Annotated in this window: 18 protein-coding genes; 13 read left to right on the plus strand and 5 right to left on the minus strand. The window is 68.8% G+C overall.

The genetic code is table 11. From position 1 onward, the window contains the following. Positions 1 to 117: 117 nt before the first annotated feature. The 4 genes from alaS to NO876_RS01335 all read left to right on the plus strand — a co-directional run bounded on the left by alaS (position 118) and on the right by NO876_RS01335 (position 5,376). Complete coding sequence (gene alaS / locus NO876_RS01320) at positions 118 to 2,886, plus strand: alanine--tRNA ligase (protein ID WP_256419867.1); 2,769 nt, start codon at positions 118 to 120, stop codon at positions 2,884 to 2,886. Positions 2,887 to 3,027: 141 nt separating this feature from the next. After that, the gene (locus NO876_RS01325; RefSeq protein ID WP_256419868.1) at positions 3,028 to 3,636 is read left to right on the plus strand and encodes a DUF7504 family protein; all 609 of its coding nucleotides are present in this window, start codon (positions 3,028 to 3,030) and stop codon (positions 3,634 to 3,636) included. Between the two features lie 130 nt (positions 3,637 to 3,766). Next, a complete protein-coding gene (locus NO876_RS01330; RefSeq protein ID WP_256419869.1) occupies positions 3,767 to 4,543 on the plus strand; it encodes an alpha/beta fold hydrolase in 777 nt (258 codons plus the stop codon). Positions 4,544 to 4,662: 119 nt separating this feature from the next. Next, positions 4,663 to 5,376: a type 1 glutamine amidotransferase gene (locus NO876_RS01335; protein WP_256419870.1), complete on the plus strand. Its 714-nt coding sequence runs from the start codon at positions 4,663 to 4,665 to the stop codon at positions 5,374 to 5,376. A gap of 60 nt (positions 5,377 to 5,436) precedes the next feature. Here the strand turns inward: NO876_RS01335 and NO876_RS01340 are convergent, their stop codons facing one another. Further along, positions 5,437 to 5,922 (minus strand): cupin domain-containing protein, encoded by a 486-nt coding sequence (locus NO876_RS01340; RefSeq protein ID WP_256419871.1) that lies wholly within the window; start codon positions 5,920 to 5,922, stop codon positions 5,437 to 5,439. Positions 5,923 to 6,095: 173 nt separating this feature from the next. Between NO876_RS01340 and NO876_RS01345 the strand changes: the two genes are divergently transcribed. After that, the gene (locus tag NO876_RS01345) at positions 6,096 to 6,461 is read left to right on the plus strand and encodes a 4Fe-4S dicluster domain-containing protein (RefSeq protein ID WP_256419872.1); all 366 of its coding nucleotides are present in this window, start codon (positions 6,096 to 6,098) and stop codon (positions 6,459 to 6,461) included. 58 nt (positions 6,462 to 6,519) lie between these two features. Here NO876_RS01345 and NO876_RS01350 read toward each other — a convergent pair whose 3' ends face one another. Beyond that, positions 6,520 to 7,854, minus strand: a complete 1,335-nt coding sequence (locus NO876_RS01350) for a glycosyltransferase family 87 protein (RefSeq protein WP_256419873.1) — start codon at positions 7,852 to 7,854, stop codon at positions 6,520 to 6,522. Positions 7,855 to 8,061: 207 nt separating this feature from the next. Here NO876_RS01350 and NO876_RS01355 point away from each other — a divergent pair, with 207 nt between their 5' ends. Further along, a complete protein-coding gene (locus tag NO876_RS01355) occupies positions 8,062 to 8,514 on the plus strand; it encodes a ferritin-like domain-containing protein (protein WP_256419874.1) in 453 nt (150 codons plus the stop codon). 40 nt (positions 8,515 to 8,554) lie between these two features. Here the strand turns inward: NO876_RS01355 and NO876_RS01360 are convergent, their stop codons facing one another. From NO876_RS01360 to NO876_RS01370, 3 genes are read right to left on the minus strand one after another with little or no spacing between them, the layout of a single operon-like run. After that, positions 8,555 to 9,283 carry an energy-coupling factor transporter transmembrane component T family protein gene (locus NO876_RS01360; RefSeq protein ID WP_256419875.1) on the minus strand — a complete coding sequence of 243 codons (729 nt, stop codon included), beginning with the start codon at positions 9,281 to 9,283 and terminating at the stop codon, positions 8,555 to 8,557. Further along, positions 9,277 to 10,029: an energy-coupling factor ABC transporter ATP-binding protein gene (locus tag NO876_RS01365; RefSeq protein ID WP_256419876.1), complete on the minus strand. Its 753-nt coding sequence runs from the start codon at positions 10,027 to 10,029 to the stop codon at positions 9,277 to 9,279. Before NO876_RS01365 ends, NO876_RS01360 begins: the two co-directional genes overlap by 7 nt. A gap of 42 nt (positions 10,030 to 10,071) precedes the next feature. After that, positions 10,072 to 10,653 carry a biotin transporter BioY gene (locus NO876_RS01370; protein WP_256419877.1) on the minus strand — a complete coding sequence of 194 codons (582 nt, stop codon included), beginning with the start codon at positions 10,651 to 10,653 and terminating at the stop codon, positions 10,072 to 10,074. An 84-nt stretch (positions 10,654 to 10,737) separates the two neighbouring features. Between NO876_RS01370 and NO876_RS01375 the strand changes: the two genes are divergently transcribed. From NO876_RS01375 to NO876_RS01405, 7 genes are all read left to right on the plus strand, one after another. Beyond that, complete coding sequence (locus NO876_RS01375) at positions 10,738 to 11,448, plus strand: conditioned medium-induced protein 4 (protein ID WP_256419878.1); 711 nt, start codon at positions 10,738 to 10,740, stop codon at positions 11,446 to 11,448. 121 nt (positions 11,449 to 11,569) lie between these two features. Then, on the plus strand, positions 11,570 to 15,253 hold the full coding sequence (locus NO876_RS01380) for an LAGLIDADG family homing endonuclease (protein ID WP_256419879.1): 3,684 nt from the start codon (positions 11,570 to 11,572) through the stop codon (positions 15,251 to 15,253). Further along, positions 15,253 to 15,537, plus strand: coding sequence for a DUF7854 family protein (locus NO876_RS01385; protein ID WP_256419880.1), 285 nt, complete (start codon positions 15,253 to 15,255; stop codon positions 15,535 to 15,537). The genes NO876_RS01380 and NO876_RS01385 overlap by 1 nt, the downstream gene beginning before the upstream one ends. An 82-nt stretch (positions 15,538 to 15,619) precedes the next feature. Beyond that, the gene (locus tag NO876_RS01390) at positions 15,620 to 15,958 is read left to right on the plus strand and encodes a DUF7855 family protein (RefSeq protein ID WP_256419881.1); all 339 of its coding nucleotides are present in this window, start codon (positions 15,620 to 15,622) and stop codon (positions 15,956 to 15,958) included. Next, entirely contained in the window at positions 15,955 to 16,872 is a 918-nt protein-coding gene (locus NO876_RS01395; RefSeq protein ID WP_256419882.1) for a DUF7856 family protein, read from the plus strand. Before NO876_RS01390 ends, NO876_RS01395 begins: the two co-directional genes overlap by 4 nt. A gap of 63 nt (positions 16,873 to 16,935) precedes the next feature. Beyond that, the gene (locus tag NO876_RS01400) at positions 16,936 to 17,871 is read left to right on the plus strand and encodes a DUF7857 domain-containing protein (RefSeq protein WP_256419883.1); all 936 of its coding nucleotides are present in this window, start codon (positions 16,936 to 16,938) and stop codon (positions 17,869 to 17,871) included. Beyond that, positions 17,868 to 18,536 (plus strand): MinD/ParA family ATP-binding protein, encoded by a 669-nt coding sequence (locus NO876_RS01405; protein ID WP_256420236.1) that lies wholly within the window; start codon positions 17,868 to 17,870, stop codon positions 18,534 to 18,536. The genes NO876_RS01400 and NO876_RS01405 overlap by 4 nt, the downstream gene beginning before the upstream one ends. The last annotated feature ends 117 nt before the right edge of the window (positions 18,537 to 18,653 follow it).

Here is an 18,653-nt window from a genome sequence, read left to right on the forward strand (position 1 = left end):
GACGGGAACTGACGTCCCTCCGTCGGTGGCTAATCACTCGTTAAACGCTCTCGAACGCCCGTCCGGCGCTCCCGCACCCGGAACTGTTTTACCCGGTCGTGGGTCAACTGACGGGTAATGAGTGAACTCGAAGCGGAGTATCGTCTCGACTACTTCGAGGAGGAGGGATTCCACCGGAAGCAGTGTCCGGTGACGGACGTCCACTTCTGGACGCGCGACCCCGACCGCGAGACGTGCGGCGAGCCGCCCGCGGACGACTACTCCTTCATCGATAACCCCGGCTTCGACGAGGAGTACACCCTAGAGGAGATGCGAGAGGAGTTCCTCTCGTTCTTCGAGGAGCACGGCCACGAGCGGATCGAGCCGTACCCGGTCGCGGCGAACCGCTGGCGCGACGACGTCCTCCTGACGCAGGCGTCGATCTACGACTTCCAGCCGCTCGTAACCAGCGGGCAGACGCCGCCGCCGGCGAACCCCCTCACTATCTCCCAGCCCTGCATCCGGATGCAGGACATCGACAACGTCGGAAAGACCGGCCGACACACGATGGCCTTCGAGATGATGGCCCACCACGCCTTCAACGCCCGCGAGGAGGTCGGCGACGAGTACGCCTATTCGGGGGAAGTCTACTGGAAGGACGAGACGGTCGAACTCTGCGACCAGTTCTTCGAGCACATGGGCGCGGATCTGGAGGAGATCACCTACATCGAGGACCCGTGGGTCGGCGGCGGCAACGCCGGCCCGGCGTTCGAGGTCCTGTATCGCGGGGCCGAACTCGCGACGCTCGTCTTCATGTCGATGGAGCAGGACGAGGAGGGCGACTACGAGATGAAGGACGGCAACCGGTACTCGCCGATGGACACCTACATCGTCGACACCGGCTACGGCCTCGAGCGCTGGACGTGGGTGTCGCAGGGGACGCCGACGGTCTACGAGGCGGTTTACCCCGACATGATCGAGTTCCTCAAGGAGAACGCGGGGATCTCGCTGAGCGAGGAGGAGGAAAAGCTCGTCCACCGCGCGGCGAAGCTCTCGGGGTATCTCGACATCGACGAGGTCGACGACCTGACCGAGGCCCGGGCGGACGTCGCCGAGGAACTCGGCGTCGACTCCGCGGAGCTGACCGAACTCCTCCACCCGCTGGAGACGATCTACGCCATCGCGGACCACTGCCGGACGCTGGCCTACATGTTCGGCGACGAGATCGTCCCCTCGAACGTCGGCACGGGCTACCTCGCGCGGATGGTCCTGCGGCGGACGAAGCGGCTGGTCGACGACGTCGGCGTCGACGCGCCGCTGGACGAACTCGTGGACATGCAGGCCGAACGCCTCGACTACGACAACCGCGACACGATCCGCGACATCGTCCGCACCGAGGAGCGGAAGTATCGAGAGACGCTCGAACGCGGCCGCCGGAAGGTCGAGAACCTGGCCGTCGAATACGCCGAGAAGGCGGAGTCGATCCCCGTCGAGGAACTCATCGAACTGTACGACTCCCACGGTATCCAGCCCGAGATGGTCGAAGAGATCGCGGCCGACCGCGGCGCGAGCGTCGAGGTCCCCGACGACTTCTACTCGCTCGTCGCGGAGCGCCACGAGGGCGAAGGGGCGTCCCGAGAGGCCGTCGAACGCAGCGAGCGCCTCGCGAACCTGCCCGAGACGGAACGCCTCTACTACGACGACCAGGAGCGCACGGAGTTCGAGGCGGTCGTCCTCGACGTCATCGAACGCGAGGAGGGCTACGACGTCGTCCTCGACCAGACGATGTTCTACCCCGAGGGCGGCGGTCAGCCCGCCGACCACGGGACGCTCGCGAACGACGACACGACCGTTCAGGTGACGGACGTCCAGATCCGCGACGGGATCGTGCTTCATCGCGCAGACGGGAACCCCGGCAAGGGCGAGTTCGTCCGCGGCCAACTCGACGTCGAGCGTCGCCGGCGGCTGATGCGACACCACACCGCCACGCACGTCATCGGGTACGCCGCCCGCCAGGTCCTCGGCGAGCACGTTCGGCAGGCCGGCGCACAGAAGGGCACACGCCGCTCACGCCTCGACGTCAGGCATTACGATCGGATCTCCCGCGAGGAGGTAAAACGGATCGAGGCGGTCGCCAACGACCTCGTGATGCGGAACGTCTCGGTCAAGCAGCACTGGCCGGACCGACACGAGGCCGAGGAGGAGCACGGCTTCGACCTCTATCAGGGCGGCATCCCGCCGGGACAGAACATCCGGACGATCACCATCGACGACGACGTCCAGGCCTGCGGCGGGACGCACGTGAGCCGCACCGGTGATATCGGGACGATCAAGATCCTCACGACCGAGCCGGTACAGGACGGCGTCGAGCGCATCGCCTTCGCCGCCGGCGACGCCGCGATCGAGGCCACCCAGCGCACCGAGGACGCCCTCTACGAGGCGGCCGACGTGCTCGACGTGACGCCCGAGGACGTCCCCGAGACGGCCGAGCGGTTCTTCACCGAGTGGAAGGAGCGGGGCAAGACGATCGACCGCCTGAAGACCGAACTCGCGGAGGCCCGCGCCGCCGCCGGCGAGGACGAGATCGACGTCGACGGGACGCCCGCCGTGGTGCGGCGACTCGACGGCGACGCCGACGAACTCAGAGCGACCGCCAACGCGCTCGTCGAGGAGGGAACGGTGGCCGTGCTCGGCTCCGCGAGCGGCGGCAGCGCCCAGTTCGTCGTCGGCGTCCCCGACGACGTCGGCATCAACGCCGGCGAGGTCGTCGGCCGACTCGCCGGCCGCGTCGGCGGCGGCGGCGGCGGCCCGCCGGACTTCGCCCAGGGCGGCGGTCCCGACGTCGACGCGCTCGACGACGCGCTCGACGAGGCACCCGAGATCCTCCGGGCCGTCCGGAGCGCCTGATCGGGGGACGTCGGTGCCGATCCCTCGACCGCGGCGCGCTGCTGTCGGTCCCGGCCTCTTTATGTCGACGCGCTGCTGTCGGTCCCGGCAACGGAGTCGTTCGACACAAGACTTATCGATACTTGTTGATCTTCTAACATTGTGTCCTCCATCGAGCAGGTGGCGTCACGAGCCGAGGGGGCGTCCACCGCGTTAGTCCTCCGACCACAGACGGCGGTCCTCGGTGACGTCGAGTGCAAAGGAGCGATCGTCGGGGAGTCAGCGGACGTCGAACTGCTCGGCGTGTCCTTCTCTCAGCCACCGGCAGTCTGGTACGACGAGTGGACCGAGGCACTCGGAAACGCCCCCGAAGCGGCGGCCGTGATCACGACACCGGAACTGGCGGGCGGGAACCTCGACGACCGCGATATCGACGTCGAGACCGTCGCTTCCCCGTCGAACCTCACGGGAATCGGCGTCAAATCGACGCCGTACCTGAGCCAGTGGGACGACGCGCTCACGGTCGTCGAGTCGCTCACGGTGCCGCTGCGGTACACCGACACGCAGAGCGTCTACAAGTTCGTCCACGTGCTGACGAGTCGACTCCAGGCCACCGACGCCGCGGGGCAGTTCTATCTCGATCCGGCGGTCGAAGACGAGCGGACCGTCGAACTGTTCAAGACGCTGTTCGACGCGGTCGTCGAGTGCGAAGTCGACACCGACGGCGGCGATCCGACGGTCGAGTGGTCGGTGACGCTCCGCGACGGCTGAGCGGTCGTCGCACGTCGACGCGGGCGACCGGTCGTCGCGATCCGACGGCGGGATGGCCGTCTCACCCCGACACGTTCGCGCCACGACCGCGCTTCGAGACGCCTAAACCGGCCCCGAGCCACGCGTCCCTATGGTCCGAACCTCGAACGGCGACGTCTCCCTCTACTACGAGACGGCCGGCAGCGGCCCGACCGTCGCGTTCGTCGGCGACGTCGGCTACGGCGCGTGGCAGTGGGGCTGGCAGCACGCCGCGGTCGCGGGCCCCTACGAAAGTCTCGTGGCCGACCTCCGCGGTACCGGACGGTCGGACGCGCCGTCCGGTCCGTACGCCGTCGAAGACCTCGTCGGAGACCTCACGACGGTTCTTTCGGACGCCGGCGTCCGCTCGGCGCACGTCGTCGGCGCGGGACTCGGCGGGATGGTCGCCCTGGAGGCGGCGCGAACGACGTCCCGAGTCGACAGCCTGTTCCTCCTCGGGACGGCCGCCCGCGGGAGCGGAATCGACCTCGAACCGCTGTGGGGCGACCCCGACGACCCCGATGCGCTCGAACGCTCGCTCGCTGCGGGGCTGTCGGACTCGTTCGTCGACGCCCGCGACGACGCCGTCGAGCAGATGGTCGAGTGGCGGTCCGGGGAGGACGCCCACCGGGCGGCGTGGGAGGCGCAGGCCGCCGCCGTCGACGACTTCGACGTCTCCGATCGGCTCTACGAGATCACGGTCCCCGCGCTGGTCGTCCACGGCCGCGACGACGCCGTCTGGTCGCCCGAGAGCGCGGAAGCGCTGGCCGAGGGCCTTCCCCGCGGCGAGTTCCGTCCGATCGCGGACGCGGGGCACCTCGTTCACGTCGAGGCGTCGCGGCGGGTCAACGACGAACTGCTCGGGTTCCTCGACGAGCGGGAGGCGTAGGAATCCGACTGGGACGGGTCGTCGGACTCCCCGTTTCCGTCGCCGAATCGCGTCCGAGAGACCTGCACGACCGCCCGCGGGCGCAAGGCCTTTTCTGTCCCACCCCGTTGCGAACACTGATGACTCGGCCCAGCGACCGACTCCGCCTCGCACTCTTGGACGCCTCCCACGGCGACGAGCACACGCCACGGAACTTCCGTCGGGAGCTCGACGCCGACCTCGTCGAGTTCGACGTGACGGACAACGAGCGGCCGGCGGGCTTCGACTTCGACGGCGTCGTCGTCACCGGATCCCGCTCGTCGGTCTACTGGGACCGCGACTGGATCCGGCCGCTGCTCGACTACGTTGCCGAGGCCGACGAGCGCGGGCTCCCGATCCTCGGCGTCTGTTACGGCCACCAGGTCGTCGCCGCGGCGCTCGGCGGCCGCGTCGAGGACATGGGCGAGTACGAGATCGGGTATCGCGAGATCTGGAAAACGAGCGACGACGAGCTCCTCGCTGGCGTCCCCCAGCGGTTCACGGCCTTCACGACCCACTCGGACGCGGTCACCGAACTCCCGCCCGGGGCCGAACTGCTCGCGGAGAACGACTACGGCGTTCACGCGTTCCGCCGCGGCGACGCGTGGGGCGTGCAGTTCCACCCGGAGTACGACCGGGAGACGGCCGTCGCGATCACGAACGAGAAGGACCTCTCCGAGCGGCGTCGCCGATCGGTCCTCGAGGGGATCGACGACGAGAACTACGCCGCCGCCTGCCGCACGAAGCGGCTGTTCGACAACTTCACCGACGCGGTTCGGCGGATCCGGGGCGAACGGATCTCCGCAGCCGATTGAACCGCTCGAAGGCCGATTTTTCCCGTTACCGCCGTCGGTCCGTATCACGCGTCCACCAGGTCAGGACTCGTCCTCCCAGTAGTCGACGTCGCCGTCGCGGCGGTAGTACCCGGAGACCACCCTCTCGTCGGCGTCACCGCCGGGGGGTGTGCCGGCGTACACGCCGATCTTCTCGGAGTCGGGATAGACGGTTATGTCGGGGTCCCGCATCGTCGAGACGGCGAGGAACCGGAGCGGTTCGTCGCCGTCGTTGCGGAGTCGGTGCGCGCCGTCGGGATCCGCCGGGAACGAACAGAAGTCGCCCGACTCCACCCGGATTTCCCCCTCCGGCGTCCGGAGCAGTCCGTCCCCCGAGAGGACGTACACCGCCTCCTCGTTGCCGGCGTGGAAGTGGTACGGCCACGACGACGCCCCCGGCGGGAGTTCGTAGAGGCTCGCGCCGAGACCGTCGGCGTCGGCCTCGCTCGCGAGTTTCTTCCGGCGGAAGTGCGTCTCCTCGCGTTCGACCTCGGTCCACTCGACGTCGCGTTCGTTGACACGACCCATACGCTCCGTCCAGTGGCCGGCGGCTTAAGCGTCGGGGGCGGCGGCCTGAGTACCGGGAAACGGTCGATCGAGCGTCCGCAAGCGGTGGCTTATCCGTCGAGATGCGCGGCCTGAGCGGGGAGCGGGCAGCGGCACCGACGACGTTTTCCTCCTCTCCCCTGTACTGGCGGACAATGGGAATCGATCCGAACTTCGACAGCAACCGCGAGAAGGTCGGCGAGGAGGAGCTGGACGAGCTCCGCTCATCCGCGAGCCAAACGGAATTTGGCGACGGCGTCGACGTCTGGGGACCCGTCGAACCGCCGGAGAAACTGGGGATCCACGGGACGCACGTCGCGGTCGACTACGACCTCTGCGTCGCCGACGGCGCGTGTCTAGAGAACTGCCCGGTCGACGTGTTCACGTGGGTGGAGACGCCCGACCACCCCGAGTCCGAGCGGAAGGTCGAACCGACCCGCGAGGACCAGTGCATCGACTGTATGCTCTGCGTCGACATCTGCCCGGTCGACGCCATCGACGTCGACGGCTCGCGCGTCTGAGACGGTTCTCGCCTTTTCTCTGTTCGGCACCGCCCGGGAGATCGACTTCCTCGCCCCGTCACCCGCCGATATTCCGCAGTGTGGCCCCAACCCGCCCGCCGACGCGACCGAGCGCTCGACGGGGCTGCACGCCGTACGTCGCCGCCGCGCACGCGAGCAGCATAATCGCGATCCCGTACAGCGGCACCGTGGCGAACGTGAAGACGTCGACGAGGAGGACCTCCAGCAGGTGCGGAAGCCCGAACTCCCGAACCGCCTCGACCAGCGAGCCCGGGTACTCGTTCGCGAACATCACCGCACTGCCGGCGAGAAAGAGCCGGCGTCCCGGCCCCTCCCAGACGTACCACAGGGGAATCATCGGGAAGAAGAAAAGCACGAGGTACCACTGCAGCGCCGGGACCAGCGTGACCGTCACGACCAGCGTCGCGAAGACGGCGATCAGCCGCCCTTGCAGCGTCTCCACGTCGGCGTACAGCGCAAGAAGGATCCCCGCACCGACGAGCGCGGCGAGCGGGGTCAACACCTCCGGCGGAGCGTTCGGGAAGAGCCCCCAGACGACGTGCGACAGCGGCCGCTGGAGCGTCACGTAGAACGTCGCGTCCGCGGGGTAGCCGCCGACGAAAGCCGCGGTCTCCGCGCGGTCGAACACGACCTCCGAGAAGAACGTGACCGTCGGCCCCGTTCCGTAGGCGACGACGCCCGCGAGGATCCCGCCGATCCCGACCGCCGTCGCGCTCGCGACCGCGCGCCACGACCGCCGTTTCAGGAGCCACGCGCCGACGAGCGCGGGGAACAGTTTGAACAGCGCGGCGAGGCCGAACGCCGCGCCGGCGACGCCCGGGCGATCGCGTTCGAGTGCGAGGAAGCCGACGACGAACGCCAGGGCGACGAGCAGGTTGATGTTGCCGTAGTAGATCGTCCCAAAAGTGAAGGGCGAGACGAGCACGAGACCGGTGATCAACCCGACGTCGAGCCACCCGAGTCTGTAGGCCGTCCGGTCGACGAAGCGCACGATGGCGGCGGCCACGGCGAGGCCGGCCAGGACGTTCAGCGCGACGACGATCCAGTAGCCGATCTGCCAGTCGATCCCCGTGAACGGGTAGTAGGCCGTGACGGTGATCGGGGGGTAGAGATAGACCGCCCACTCGCCCAGTTCCGGCGGTGCGACGCCGTAGAACGACTGTCCCTCGCGGGCCAGTTTCGCGGCGTACCGGTACGTTCGGACGTTCGCGCCGAGGTTGCCGCCGGGATTCCAGGCCCACTCGGCCCACTCGGGGTTGAAGTTACGGTCGTAGGCGGCCGCACCCCACAGGATCGCGAAGGCCATCACGGCCCAGACGGTTCTCTTCGAGCGGGCGACGAGCGGTCTGTGGAGGGGATCTGGGAGGGCCATCGATCGCCACGGTGCGATTGGGTCGTGACGGCCGAACCATCTTCGGTCATCCCCTTATATATGACTCTTGTTTGGACCGTTCGACGGCCGTTGAGGGCCGAGAGCGGGCCGCGAAGCGTTCCACACGAGGTTCGGTATGGCGTTCGCTCCATCGTCGGCGCTCCCGTCGACAGTATCTTGTCGCCGGCGGCCGAACGTGTAAACACGATGTCTGAAGAAGTCGTTCGGCTGCTGCAGAAGGCCTACCAGGACGAGATCGAGACCGTGATGAACTACATGACCAACTCCATCGTTCTCGACGGCGTCCGCGCCGAGGAGATCAAAGAGTCCCTCCAGCAAGACATTCAGGAGGAACTCGGGCACGCCGAGCAACTCGGCAACCGGCTCAAGCAACTCGACGAGCATCCGCCCGGCTCCGCGGCGTTCGAGGCGACCCAGATGAGCCTCCAGCCCCCAGAGGACACCACGGACGTGCTCTCGGTCATCGACGGCGTCCTCGACGCCGAAGAGGGCGCTATCGAGACGTATCGGGCGTTGATCGACGCAGCCGAGGCGGCCGACGATCCGGTGACCGAGGACCTCGCGGTGACGCTCCTGGGCGATGAGGAAGCCCACCGGACGGAGTTCCGCGGGTTCAAGAAGGAATACAGCCAGGAGTAGCCGCTCTTTTCGCTGCCGGCCGAGCGGGACTGTACCGTCTTCAGAGCGCGATCGAACCCGCGAGCGCGGCGACGACGAGGAGTCCCAGGACGTCGAGCCGTCCGAATCGAAGCACCGGCAGCGTCGGGTTCCACGCGAAACAGCGGGCGCGGAGCGCGAGCGCCAGCCGGTCCGCGCGGCCGAACGCTCGACGGAGTCCCGCTGCGGCGACGATTCGTATCCGCTCGCGGAGCGGCCGTTCCTCGCCCAACCGGGCGGCCGACGCCTCCCGGACGGCCCGGAGATCCGCGCGCAGCAGCGGGAAGAAGCGGAAGACGAGCGCGACGCCGACGCCGAGCAGGCGGCCGGCGCGCCCCGGCACGAGCCGCTGGATCGCCGCCCGGGAGTCGCGGACGGGCGTCGTGTGTAGATAGACCGCCGATACGAGCAGGATGAGCAGGACGCGATAGCTCGCCAGCAGCGGGCCGGTCGCCGCGCTCGGATCGACCCCGATGGACCACGCCAGAGCGGTCGACCCGACCGCCACATCGACCACCGAAATCAGCGGCCCGGCGGCCAGAAACGGCAACGCGGGTAGGTAGCCGCGGATCGCCCGGAGGGGCGAGAGCCATCCTGCGACGAGGAACGCGGCCGCGACGACGGTCGCTCCCAGAAGCCCTCGCGGCGTCGTGTGCGCGAACGCGGCGGCGGCGAACGCGGCCTGTGCGAGCAGTTTCGTCCGCGGGTCGAGACGGTGGGCGAGCGAGTCGCCGGGCGTGAACGTCAGCATCGACCGGACGGGCGGGTGGATCGGTCGCGCGCCTCCGCTCCGGTCGTCTCCGGGACACGGATATCGCACTCCGCGAGCGAGTCGACGACGCCCCCGGGCGCGCCGTCGACGGCGACGCGGCCGTCGGCCATCGCGACGACTCGATCCGCCAGCCCGAGGACGTCGCGGAGGTCGTGCGTGACGATCACGACGCTCGTTCCCGACGCCGAAAGCGCGCGGAGCCGGTCCAGCACGGAGTTCCGGGCCGGATTATCGAGCCCGGTGAACGGCTCGTCGAGGACGAGGTGATCCGGCTCCATCGCCATCGCGCCCGCGATAGCGACGCGTTCGCGTTCACCGCCGGAGAGCTGATCGACCCGCTCCTCCTCGCGGCCCGTGAGGTTCACCGCCGCGAGCGCCTCCTCGACGCGCCGATCGATCTCCTCTCTCGGAAGCCCGAGGTTCTCCGGCCCGAAGGCGACGTCAGCGCCGACCGTGGCGGCGACCAACTGGTCGCGCGGCTCCTGAAACACCATCCCGACGGCCGTCCGCGCGGCGACGAGATCGCTCGCCACGTCCCGGCCGTTCACCGCCACTGTTCCCTCATCCGGTTCCAACAGCCCGTTGAAGTGGCGGACGAGCGTCGTCTTCCCGGAGCCGTTCGCGCCCGCGACGACGACGCACTCGCCGTCGTCGATCGCGAGCGACACGTCGTCGACGGCGACGCACTCGCCGTAGCGGTGAATCAGCCCTTCGGTCCGGATCATCGCGTCACCGTGACTCCTCGACGCGCTGTTTCATCGCTTCGGTCACGCGGCTGTCGCAGCGTCGCTGCGGACGACGCCGACGGCCGCGGCGATCTTGACCGCCTCGAAGGGGACGAACGCGAGCGCGCTCACCGCGAAGGCCTCGACCAGGCCGACGCTCTGGACGAGCGCGAACCCGACCGTTCCGAGCGCGTAGATCACGACCGTCCCGGCGAGCATCCCGCCGACGAGGCGGGCGGTGCCGATCGTCTCGGGATCCTCCAGGCCGTCGAACCCGTGGACGACGGCGCCGATGAGCGCCGCGGCGATCGGGTACGACCAGAGGTATCCCGCCGTGTAGCCGACGAGGGGTCCGAACCCGGCGGACCCACCGGCGAAGATGGGTGCCCCCGCCGCACCGGCGACCAAGTAGAACGCCATCGACGCGCCGCCCCACACCGGGCCGAGGAAGACCCCTGCGAGGAACACCCCGAGCACCTGGAGGCTCACGGGGACCGGCGAGATCGGGTTGGGAAACGACACGTACGCGAACGCGCCGGTGAGCGCCGCGAAAAGCGCCGCGCGCGCGACGTTCCCGACGACGTCCTCGCCGACGAGTTCGACCGACTGCGTCTCTGCGGACATACTCTCTCCCCTCTCGTAAACCCAAATGAATACTTCGGTTTACGATGGTAACGTTTGTACGTCCACGCGCCGTATTACTCCCCGATGGACGAGAAGACGGCCGAACTCCGGGACCTCTTCGTGGAGACGACCGGCGAGGAGACCGTGACCGAGTCGCAGTCGACGCCGCGCGGCACTATGGGGAGCGACCGCGACGACGAGGCCGTCGACGACCGGGTGACGGAACTCATCGAGACGATGCGCGAGCGCTACGAGTTCGCCTCTCCGCTCGCGACCCCCGACCTCCGCCGCGTCGTCCGCGCGTTCTTCGACCCGGACGCGGGGGCCGCGGACGCCGAGTCGTGGTCGGCGGAGGCCGACAGCGCGCTCGCGGACTCGCTCGCCGCCGACGTCGATGGCGGCGATGTCTTCCGCGCGCGGATGGATCTGCACCTCGTCGGCGACGCGGACCGGGACGGACCGGTCCCGTACGACCGCCTCCGCCGTCGCGTGCTGGAATCGGCCGAGGACGGCTTCGGCCCCGTCCGGACGGATCTCGACGACGACGCGCTGGCGGCCGAACTGGCCGCGGCCGTCGACGAGGAGACCGCTGCAGCACTCGATCCCGAGGCGGTCCGCCGCGCCCGACTCGTCGTCGAGGCCGAACTCGCCTCTCGACAGGTGAACCACCGCTTCCGCGACGCCTTCACCGACCTGCTGACCGACGCGGACCTGTCGACTCGTCTCGCGACCGACGCCCGCCGCGACGGGCTGAAAGAGGCGACCGAGGACATCGAAACCGACGTGTCGTTGTAAAGCCGCGAGCGGAGCCGAAACGGCGGTCTTCTCTTTCCGATCGACACCGATCGGCGCCCCCCGACTACTTTCACTTCTCTTGGCGAAGACTCTTACCCGATGAGGACCCTACTCCGGTGCGATGGCCCAGGCCCCCCAGGACTCCCGCGACCTCACCGATCGGTTCATCCAGTTCTATCGGAAGTACTACCGCGACGAGATCGGGACGCTCGCGCAGAAGTACCCGAACGAACAGCGATCGCTGTACATCGACTACGACGACCTCTACGCGTTCGACGCGGAACTGGCCGAGGACTACAAGCAGAAACCCGACCAGATCCGCGAGTACGCCGAGGAGGCCCTCCGCCTCTACGACCTGCCCGCCGACGTCAAACTCGGGCGCGCGCACGTCCGCCTGGCGAATCTCCCCGAAACGGTCGACATCCGGGGTATCCGGGTCCACGACGACCACATCGGCCGGCTGATCGCGGTCCAGGGAATCGTCCGGAAGGCGACCGACGTCCGACCGAAGATCACCGAGGCGGCCTTCGAGTGCCAGCGCTGCGGGACGATGACGTACATTCCCCAGTCGGACAGCGGCTTCCAGGAACCGCACGAGTGTCAGGGGTGTGAGCGTCAGGGGCCGTTCCACGTCGACTTCGACCAATCCGAGTTCGTCGACGCCCAGAAGGTGCGCGTCCAGGAGAGCCCCGAGGGCCTGCGGGGCGGCGAGACGCCGCAGAGCATCGACGTCGACCTCGAAGACGACGTCACCGGCCGGGTGACCGCCGGCGACCACGTCACCGTGACGGGCGTCCTCCACATCGAACAGCAGACCTCCGGCAACGAGAAGACGCCCATCTTCGACCTCTACATGGACGGCGTCAGCGTCGAGATCGAGGACGAGGAGTTCGAGGACATGGACATCACCGAGGCGGACGTCGCCGAGATCGTCGATCTCTCGAACGAACCCGACATCTACGAGAAGATGGTCGCCTCCGTCGCGCCGTCGATCTACGGCTACGACCAGGAGAAACTCGCGATGATCCTCCAGCTGTTCTCGGGCGTGACCAAACACCTCCCGGACGGGTCGCGGATCCGCGGCGACCTGCATATGCTTCTCATCGGAGACCCCGGTACGGGTAAGTCCGCTATGTTGCAATATATCCGCAATATCGCACCTCGATCCGTCTATACATCCGGGAAAGGCAGTAGTTCGGCCGGGCTTACTGCAGCGGCCGTCCGCGACGACTTCGGCGACGGACAGCAGTGGACGCTCGAAGCCGGTGCGCTCGTCTTGGCTGATAAAGGGATTGCGGCCGTCGACGAGCTAGACAAGATGCGATCGGAGGACCGCAGTGCAATGCACGAAGCGCTCGAGCAGCAGTCCTATCACCCTGAATCGGAGGTTCTCCTCTCCGATGGCCGTCGCGTCGAGATCGGGCCGTTCGTGGATTCGATGATGGAGAAGAGAGACGGAGAAGTCGTCGACGGCGTCGACTGCGAGATCCTCCCCGTCGACGACGTGGGTGTCCACACCGTCGACCTTGACACCAACGACGTGGAAAAAGTGCCGGTCGACCGCGTGAGCAGACACGAGGCACCCGACGAGTTCGTTCGCGTGTCCTTCTCGAACGGCCGGTCGGTGCTCGTCACGCCCGAACACCCGATGTTCGTCGAGTCCGGCGGCGAGGGCGGAACGACTGACGCTCGCGACATCTCCGAGGGCGACTTCGTCCCCGCGCCGCGGAAGCTTCCGAACTCCGCCGCGCCGATGTCGCTCGAAGATGAAGCCCATCAGGGCCGCGAGCGCGACGTCGACCTCCCGACGGAGATGTCGCCCGACCTCGCGGAGATTCTCGGCCTACTGACCGCCGAGGGGCACTCCTACTCCGGCGGTCGCACCCACGAGATCGGCTTCTCGAACCAAGACGAGCGGCTGCTCGATCGGGCCGGACGGCTGATGGCCGACGTCTTCGGTCTCGACAGCACAGACGCCGTCAACGGGGTCGGCACGACGACGAAGCGCTGGGTGTCGACGAAGCTCTACCGCTGGTTCGAGTCGAACTTCCCGGAGGTGATGCGGGAGTCGCGGGAGAAACGGATGCCGAAGGCCGTCCTCGGCGCGTCGGAGGAGGAGATCCGACGGTTCCTGGTCGGTGCGTTCGCCGGTGACGGCGGCGTCGAGAGCGAGGCGATGTCGTTCTCGACGGCCTGTCACGGACTCGCGGAGGACTACGCCGACGCGCTCCTGAAGATCGGTGTCGCGTCGCGGATTCACCACGATAGCTCCGAGGACGCGTGGAAGACGTACGTGATGGGTGATTCGACGGAGCGCTTCGTCGAGGCCGTTGTCGACCCCGCGGACGATCGATACGAGAAAGCGCGAGCGTTCGTCGATCGGAGCAACGCGACGGAACGGCATCACGACGTTCTCCCGACGAGCGCGGCGAGGGAGATTCGCTCGCTCAAACGGCTGCTCGGCGTTCCGCTCGACGGCCGGTTCCGAACGGCGCTCGACGCGGGATACGGCGTGCGAATCGGCACGGTCCGATCCGAAGTCGCGTCGCTGCGGGACAGAACCGAGACGATTCGGTCCGATGTCGACTCGGCTTCGACGCTCGCGGGGGCCAGAGACCTCGTCGGCTGGTCCGGACGGCAACTCGCCGAACGCCTTCCGGGCGTGACGACGAGCGCCGTTCACTATGCCGAAGACGGCGGATACACGGATCAAAAGCGAACCGAAATGCGAGACGCTGCCGTCGACGCGATCGAACGGTCGCTCGCCGAGGCCGACGAACGACTCGACGATCTCGAATCGCGTTGTGACCTCCGGTACTACCGCGTGACCGACGTCGAGACGGTTCCGAACGAGGGCGAGCACGCCTGCGAGTGGGTCTACGACGTGACCGTCGAGCCGACGAACACGTTCGTGAGCGGGGGCGTCGTGCTGCACAATTCCATTTCCGTATCGAAGGCCGGCATCAACGCCACCCTCAAATCCCGGTGTTCGCTGCTCGGCGCGGCCAACCCGAAGTACGGTCGTTTCGACCAGTACGAGCCGATCGGCGAGCAGATCGACCTCGAACCCGCGCTCATCTCCCGCTTCGATCTGATATTCACGGTCACGGACAACCCCGACCCCGAGACCGACGCCGAACTCGCAGAGCACATCATCAACACGAACTACGCGGGCGAGCTCAACACCCAGAAGACGAAGGTGCCGACCTCGGAGTTCACCGACGGCGAGATCGAGAGCGCGACCGAGGAGGTCACCCCCGAGATAGACGCCGAACTCCTGCGGAAGTACATCGCCTACGCGAAGCGCAACTGCTATCCGACGATGACCGACGAGGCGAAGGAGGTCATCCGCGACTTCTACGTCGACTTCCGGGCGAAGGGGGCCGACGACGACGCTCCCGTCCCGGTGACGGCGCGGAAGCTCGAAGCGCTCGTCCGGCTCTCGGAGGCCTCCGCGCGACTCCGGCTCTCGGATACGGTCGAACGCGAGGACGCCGTCCGCGTCACCGAGATCGTCGAGTCGTGTCTCCGCGACATCGGGATGGATCCCGAGACGGGAGAGTTCGACGCCGACATCGTCGAGACCGGAACCTCGAAGAACCAGCGCGACCGGATCAAGGACATCAAGCACCTGATCGAGGAACTCGAAGACGAGTACGAGGAGGGCGCGCCGGTCGAGCAGGTCATCGAACGCGCGGGCACGGACCTCGGCTTGGAGGAGACGAAAGCCGAAGACGAGATCGAGAACCTCAAACGGAAGGGGGAGCTCTACGAACCGCGGCAGAGTTACCTCCGGACGACGTGATGGACCGAATATCCGCGCTCCGGAACGTCGAAGAGGCGCTGCGTGACTTCGAGGCCGGGGAGTCGGACCTCGCGGCGACCGAACAGCGCGTCGTGACGGTCCTCCGGACGTACGCGACCGACTTCGAGGGCGAGGAGGGCCTTCGGGCGTATCAGGCGACCGGCGACGGCCGGGCACACGGCCTCGTCGTCGTCGCCGAGAGCGAGGGTGAGGCCCGCGAGCGCATCGCGGACCTGCTGGACGAGGACCCGGCGGCGCTCGACGCGGACATCTCGCCGGTGTGAACCGGTCCCGGACCCGCCGGTGTGTGTCGGTTTCGCCGGTGTAGGTGGGTTTTTATTCCGCCCCGGGAATCTGGGCGTAGCCGTGTTGCTAGTGGTGACGTACTCGCGTCGAGCGCGCGAGACGCTGCGAAACGCCTGCCGGGCGCACGAGGAGACTGTCGTCAGGCGGTTCGGGCGCGCCGCGCTCCTGCGAGAGACGGAGTACGGCGCGTTTCTGGCGTATCGGCTCCGGGAGCGACACGCCGCGGACGTGCAGGTCGAGCGGACCGAACCGTTCAACGAGTTCGCCGACGCGCCCGACGCCGTTCGCGAAGCCGCAGCGGCCTACGAGGCGCGGGAATCGCCGAGCACGCCGTACGACCGGTTCGCGACCGGGACCGACCATCCGAACTCCGACGCGATGCGAGAGCGGGAGCTGTGACCGGCGGCGGCTTCGATCGGCGCTTCGCGATCCGTCTCCCGGACGGGACCACGGAGAGCGGTCCGATCGCCGACCTCCGCGACGCGGACGCCTCGGTGGTTCCCGCCGCCTCACAGCTTCAGCGAGCGATCCGCTGCGGGGGACCGAACCCACCTGACGGCCCCGCCGTCCACGCGCCGCCTCCCGGCCGGGTTCACGCGCACGTCGCTCGGCTCGCGTCCGATACCACCGTTCGAACGCGCCCCGCACTCGCGGCGGTCGCCGCCGACCGCGGAGTCGAAACGCCGCACGACGACGACCTGGCCGACGCGATCAGGTCGTTCCGGGCGCTCTCGCCCGCACCCGTCTGTGACGCCGATCTGCGAACTGCGCGGCGTCGCGCCGCCGAGGCGGGGGCCGAGACGGAGCGACTCAGAGAGCGGGTCGCCACCGTCCGCGGGCGGGTGACCGCGCTCCGCGATGGGGGCTCCGCGGACGACGAGGCGTTGACCGCCGCGGAGGCGTCGCTGTCGGAGGCGACCCGGCGGCTCTCGGAGGTGGCGACGGAACGCGTCGCCGCCGCCCAGCGGTTAGCGCTCCTCGAAGAGCGCGCTCGAAGCGCCCGAGATCGGCGGGAAACCCGACTGCGACTCGAAGATCGGATCGGGAACCTCGAACGGGCGGTCCGGGCAGCCCGTATCGACGCCGTCGCGGACGACTTCCGCGACGCTCGCCACGCGCTCGCCGCCCTGAGCCGAGACGCCGACAGCGATGTCGACTTTTCAGGGATAGCGTCGGGTCTTCTCGATGCACTGACCGTCGTCCGGATCGCACCGATCCGCGCGCCCGTCGTCGCCGCCCCCGAGGTCACCGCCGCCTTCGGCGGCCCTCGCCCGGCGTTCGAGGCGCTCGACTCGCCGCTCGTGATCCGATAAGACGCGGTATCGCCCGATAGGCGGCCCCGACGGTTTACGTACTAGCGCGGGACTAGAACCGGCGTGCAAACCGCTTTCGACGTCACTGATTCGACTGCCGAATCGGCCCCGCCCGTCGACGGACCGCTGGAGACGGGCGTCTCGACGACGGCCATCGCGGGCGTGACGCTCGTACGGGTCGAGCTACGCAGCACCGTGGACGCCGACCTGCGCGTCCGGGTCGCGAACGAACTCGCCGGCCCCGTCCTGCCGCCGCGTCGAGAGGGCGTCCCAGCGGCCGGCTGGGACGCCGACGGCTTCCGTGGGGTCGTCCCCGCGTCTGGACGCCTCGGCGTCGGTTACGCGTGTCCGGTGTCGGCTTCCGAGGAGCGCCCGACCGCTGACTCCGACCCCGCCCGCGAGCCATCCGCGGCGGAGGACGATCCCGACGCGGTCTCGATCGATCTGCTCGGCCCCGCACACGGAACGGAAGCACCTCCGGATGCCGTCGCGACGACGATCCGATCGCTCGGTCGGGCCGCGCCGCCGGTCGACGCCGTGCCAGTCGGCGCTGACGCAGGCTCGTTCGGGATCACCGCGAGAGAGGCGACCGATCCATCGATCGACGCGCCGGACGCACCGGACGCGCTCCCCGCGGCGATCGAAGAGTGGCTCGACGCGGTCGAATCCCGCGTGGGGCGCGCCGAGCGGCTGACGGGGGCCTCGGCCGCGGAGGCGACGGCGGTGCTCGTCGACTCCGGCGGCATCGACGCGCTCGCACACCTCCCCGAGTCGGTTGCCGCCGACGAGTCGACGCTGCGGGCCGTGAGAGCGCGGGTATCGGAACTCGCCGAACGCGCAGCGGCGACGGACGCTCGGCCGGTCGTCTCCTCGCTGTCGGCGGCCGCACAGCGGGAGCGGTTCGACGACGCGACGCTGTCGGGTGGAGACCGATGCGCCGGCTTCCAATCGAACGGGGACCGATCCGTCGACTTCCGTTCGAACGGAGCCGACCGGTGATCGTCGCCGTCACCGGCGGCAAGGGCGGCGTCGGCAAGTCGACGATCTCGATCGAACTCGGCGCGGCTCTCGACGCGACGGTCGTCGACGCCGACCTCGGGATGGCGGACCTCCCGACCGGTCCCGGGCCGGACCTCCACGACGTGCTCGCCGGTCGCGCCGCTCCCGCCGAGGCGGTACGGGAGGGCTGCGGTCCGGTTCGGCTGCTCCCGTGTGGGCGCTCGCTCGCGGGCGCTCGCGCGGCGGACGTGGGCGCGCTCGGTGAGACGCTCCGCGCCGTCGAGGACGCCTACGGCGACGTCGTCGTCGACTGTCCGGCGGGGATGAAGGCCGACGCGGGCGTCCCGCTGGCGATCGCCGACGCCTGCGTCGTGGTGGCGTCGCCGCAGCCGTACGCGCTCGCCGACGCCGTTCGCTCGCGAGAACTCGCACGCGAACTCGACGCGGGACTCGTCGGCGTCGTCGTCAACCGCGTCGTCGACGATCCGCCGACGTCGGCCTTCGAGGAGGTGCTGGGAGCGCCGGCGGTCGCCGTTCCGGCGGACCCCCGCGTCGGGGAGACGGTCCCTTCGTTCCGACCGGTCGTCCGGTCCGCGCCGTCGACGCGGGCCGCCCGCGCGGTGACGGCCGTCGCGGACGCGGTGCGTCGAGCGAAACGCGTGTGAGCACCCGGCAGCGAGTGCGGCCGCTACGGGACATCTATCGGCAATCCCCGCTTCCGGAGCACCGAGACCGCTCTCGGTCCGCACCGTAATCGTCGTATTCTATCCGCGATAGTCGCG

The sequence above is a fragment of the Halobellus rarus genome, from assembly GCF_024494595.1.
GTDB classification, from domain to species: Archaea; Halobacteriota; Halobacteria; order Halobacteriales; family Haloferacaceae; genus Haloquadratum; species Haloquadratum rarum.

What these genes read in the sequence shown, in the direction of transcription:
- alaS (WP_256419867.1), top strand. Translation starts at nt 118, where the DNA reads ATGAGTGAACTCGAAGCGGAGTATCGTCTCGACTACTTCGAGGAGGAG.
- NO876_RS01330 (WP_256419869.1), top strand. Translation starts at nt 3,767, where the DNA reads ATGGTCCGAACCTCGAACGGCGACGTCTCCCTCTACTACGAGACGGCC.
- NO876_RS01335 (WP_256419870.1), top strand. Translation starts at nt 4,663, where the DNA reads ATGACTCGGCCCAGCGACCGACTCCGCCTCGCACTCTTGGACGCCTCC.
- NO876_RS01340 (WP_256419871.1), bottom strand. Translation starts at nt 5,922, where the DNA reads ATGGGTCGTGTCAACGAACGCGACGTCGAGTGGACCGAGGTCGAACGC.
- NO876_RS01345 (WP_256419872.1), top strand. Translation starts at nt 6,096, where the DNA reads ATGGGAATCGATCCGAACTTCGACAGCAACCGCGAGAAGGTCGGCGAG.
- NO876_RS01350 (WP_256419873.1), bottom strand. Translation starts at nt 7,854, where the DNA reads ATGGCCCTCCCAGATCCCCTCCACAGACCGCTCGTCGCCCGCTCGAAG.
- NO876_RS01355 (WP_256419874.1), top strand. Translation starts at nt 8,062, where the DNA reads ATGTCTGAAGAAGTCGTTCGGCTGCTGCAGAAGGCCTACCAGGACGAG.
- NO876_RS01360 (WP_256419875.1), bottom strand. Translation starts at nt 9,283, where the DNA reads ATGCTGACGTTCACGCCCGGCGACTCGCTCGCCCACCGTCTCGACCCG.
- NO876_RS01365 (WP_256419876.1), bottom strand. Translation starts at nt 10,029, where the DNA reads ATGATCCGGACCGAAGGGCTGATTCACCGCTACGGCGAGTGCGTCGCC.
- NO876_RS01370 (WP_256419877.1), bottom strand. Translation starts at nt 10,653, where the DNA reads ATGTCCGCAGAGACGCAGTCGGTCGAACTCGTCGGCGAGGACGTCGTC.
- NO876_RS01375 (WP_256419878.1), top strand. Translation starts at nt 10,738, where the DNA reads ATGGACGAGAAGACGGCCGAACTCCGGGACCTCTTCGTGGAGACGACC.
- NO876_RS01380 (WP_256419879.1), top strand. Translation starts at nt 11,570, where the DNA reads ATGGCCCAGGCCCCCCAGGACTCCCGCGACCTCACCGATCGGTTCATC.
- NO876_RS01385 (WP_256419880.1), top strand. Translation starts at nt 15,253, where the DNA reads ATGGACCGAATATCCGCGCTCCGGAACGTCGAAGAGGCGCTGCGTGAC.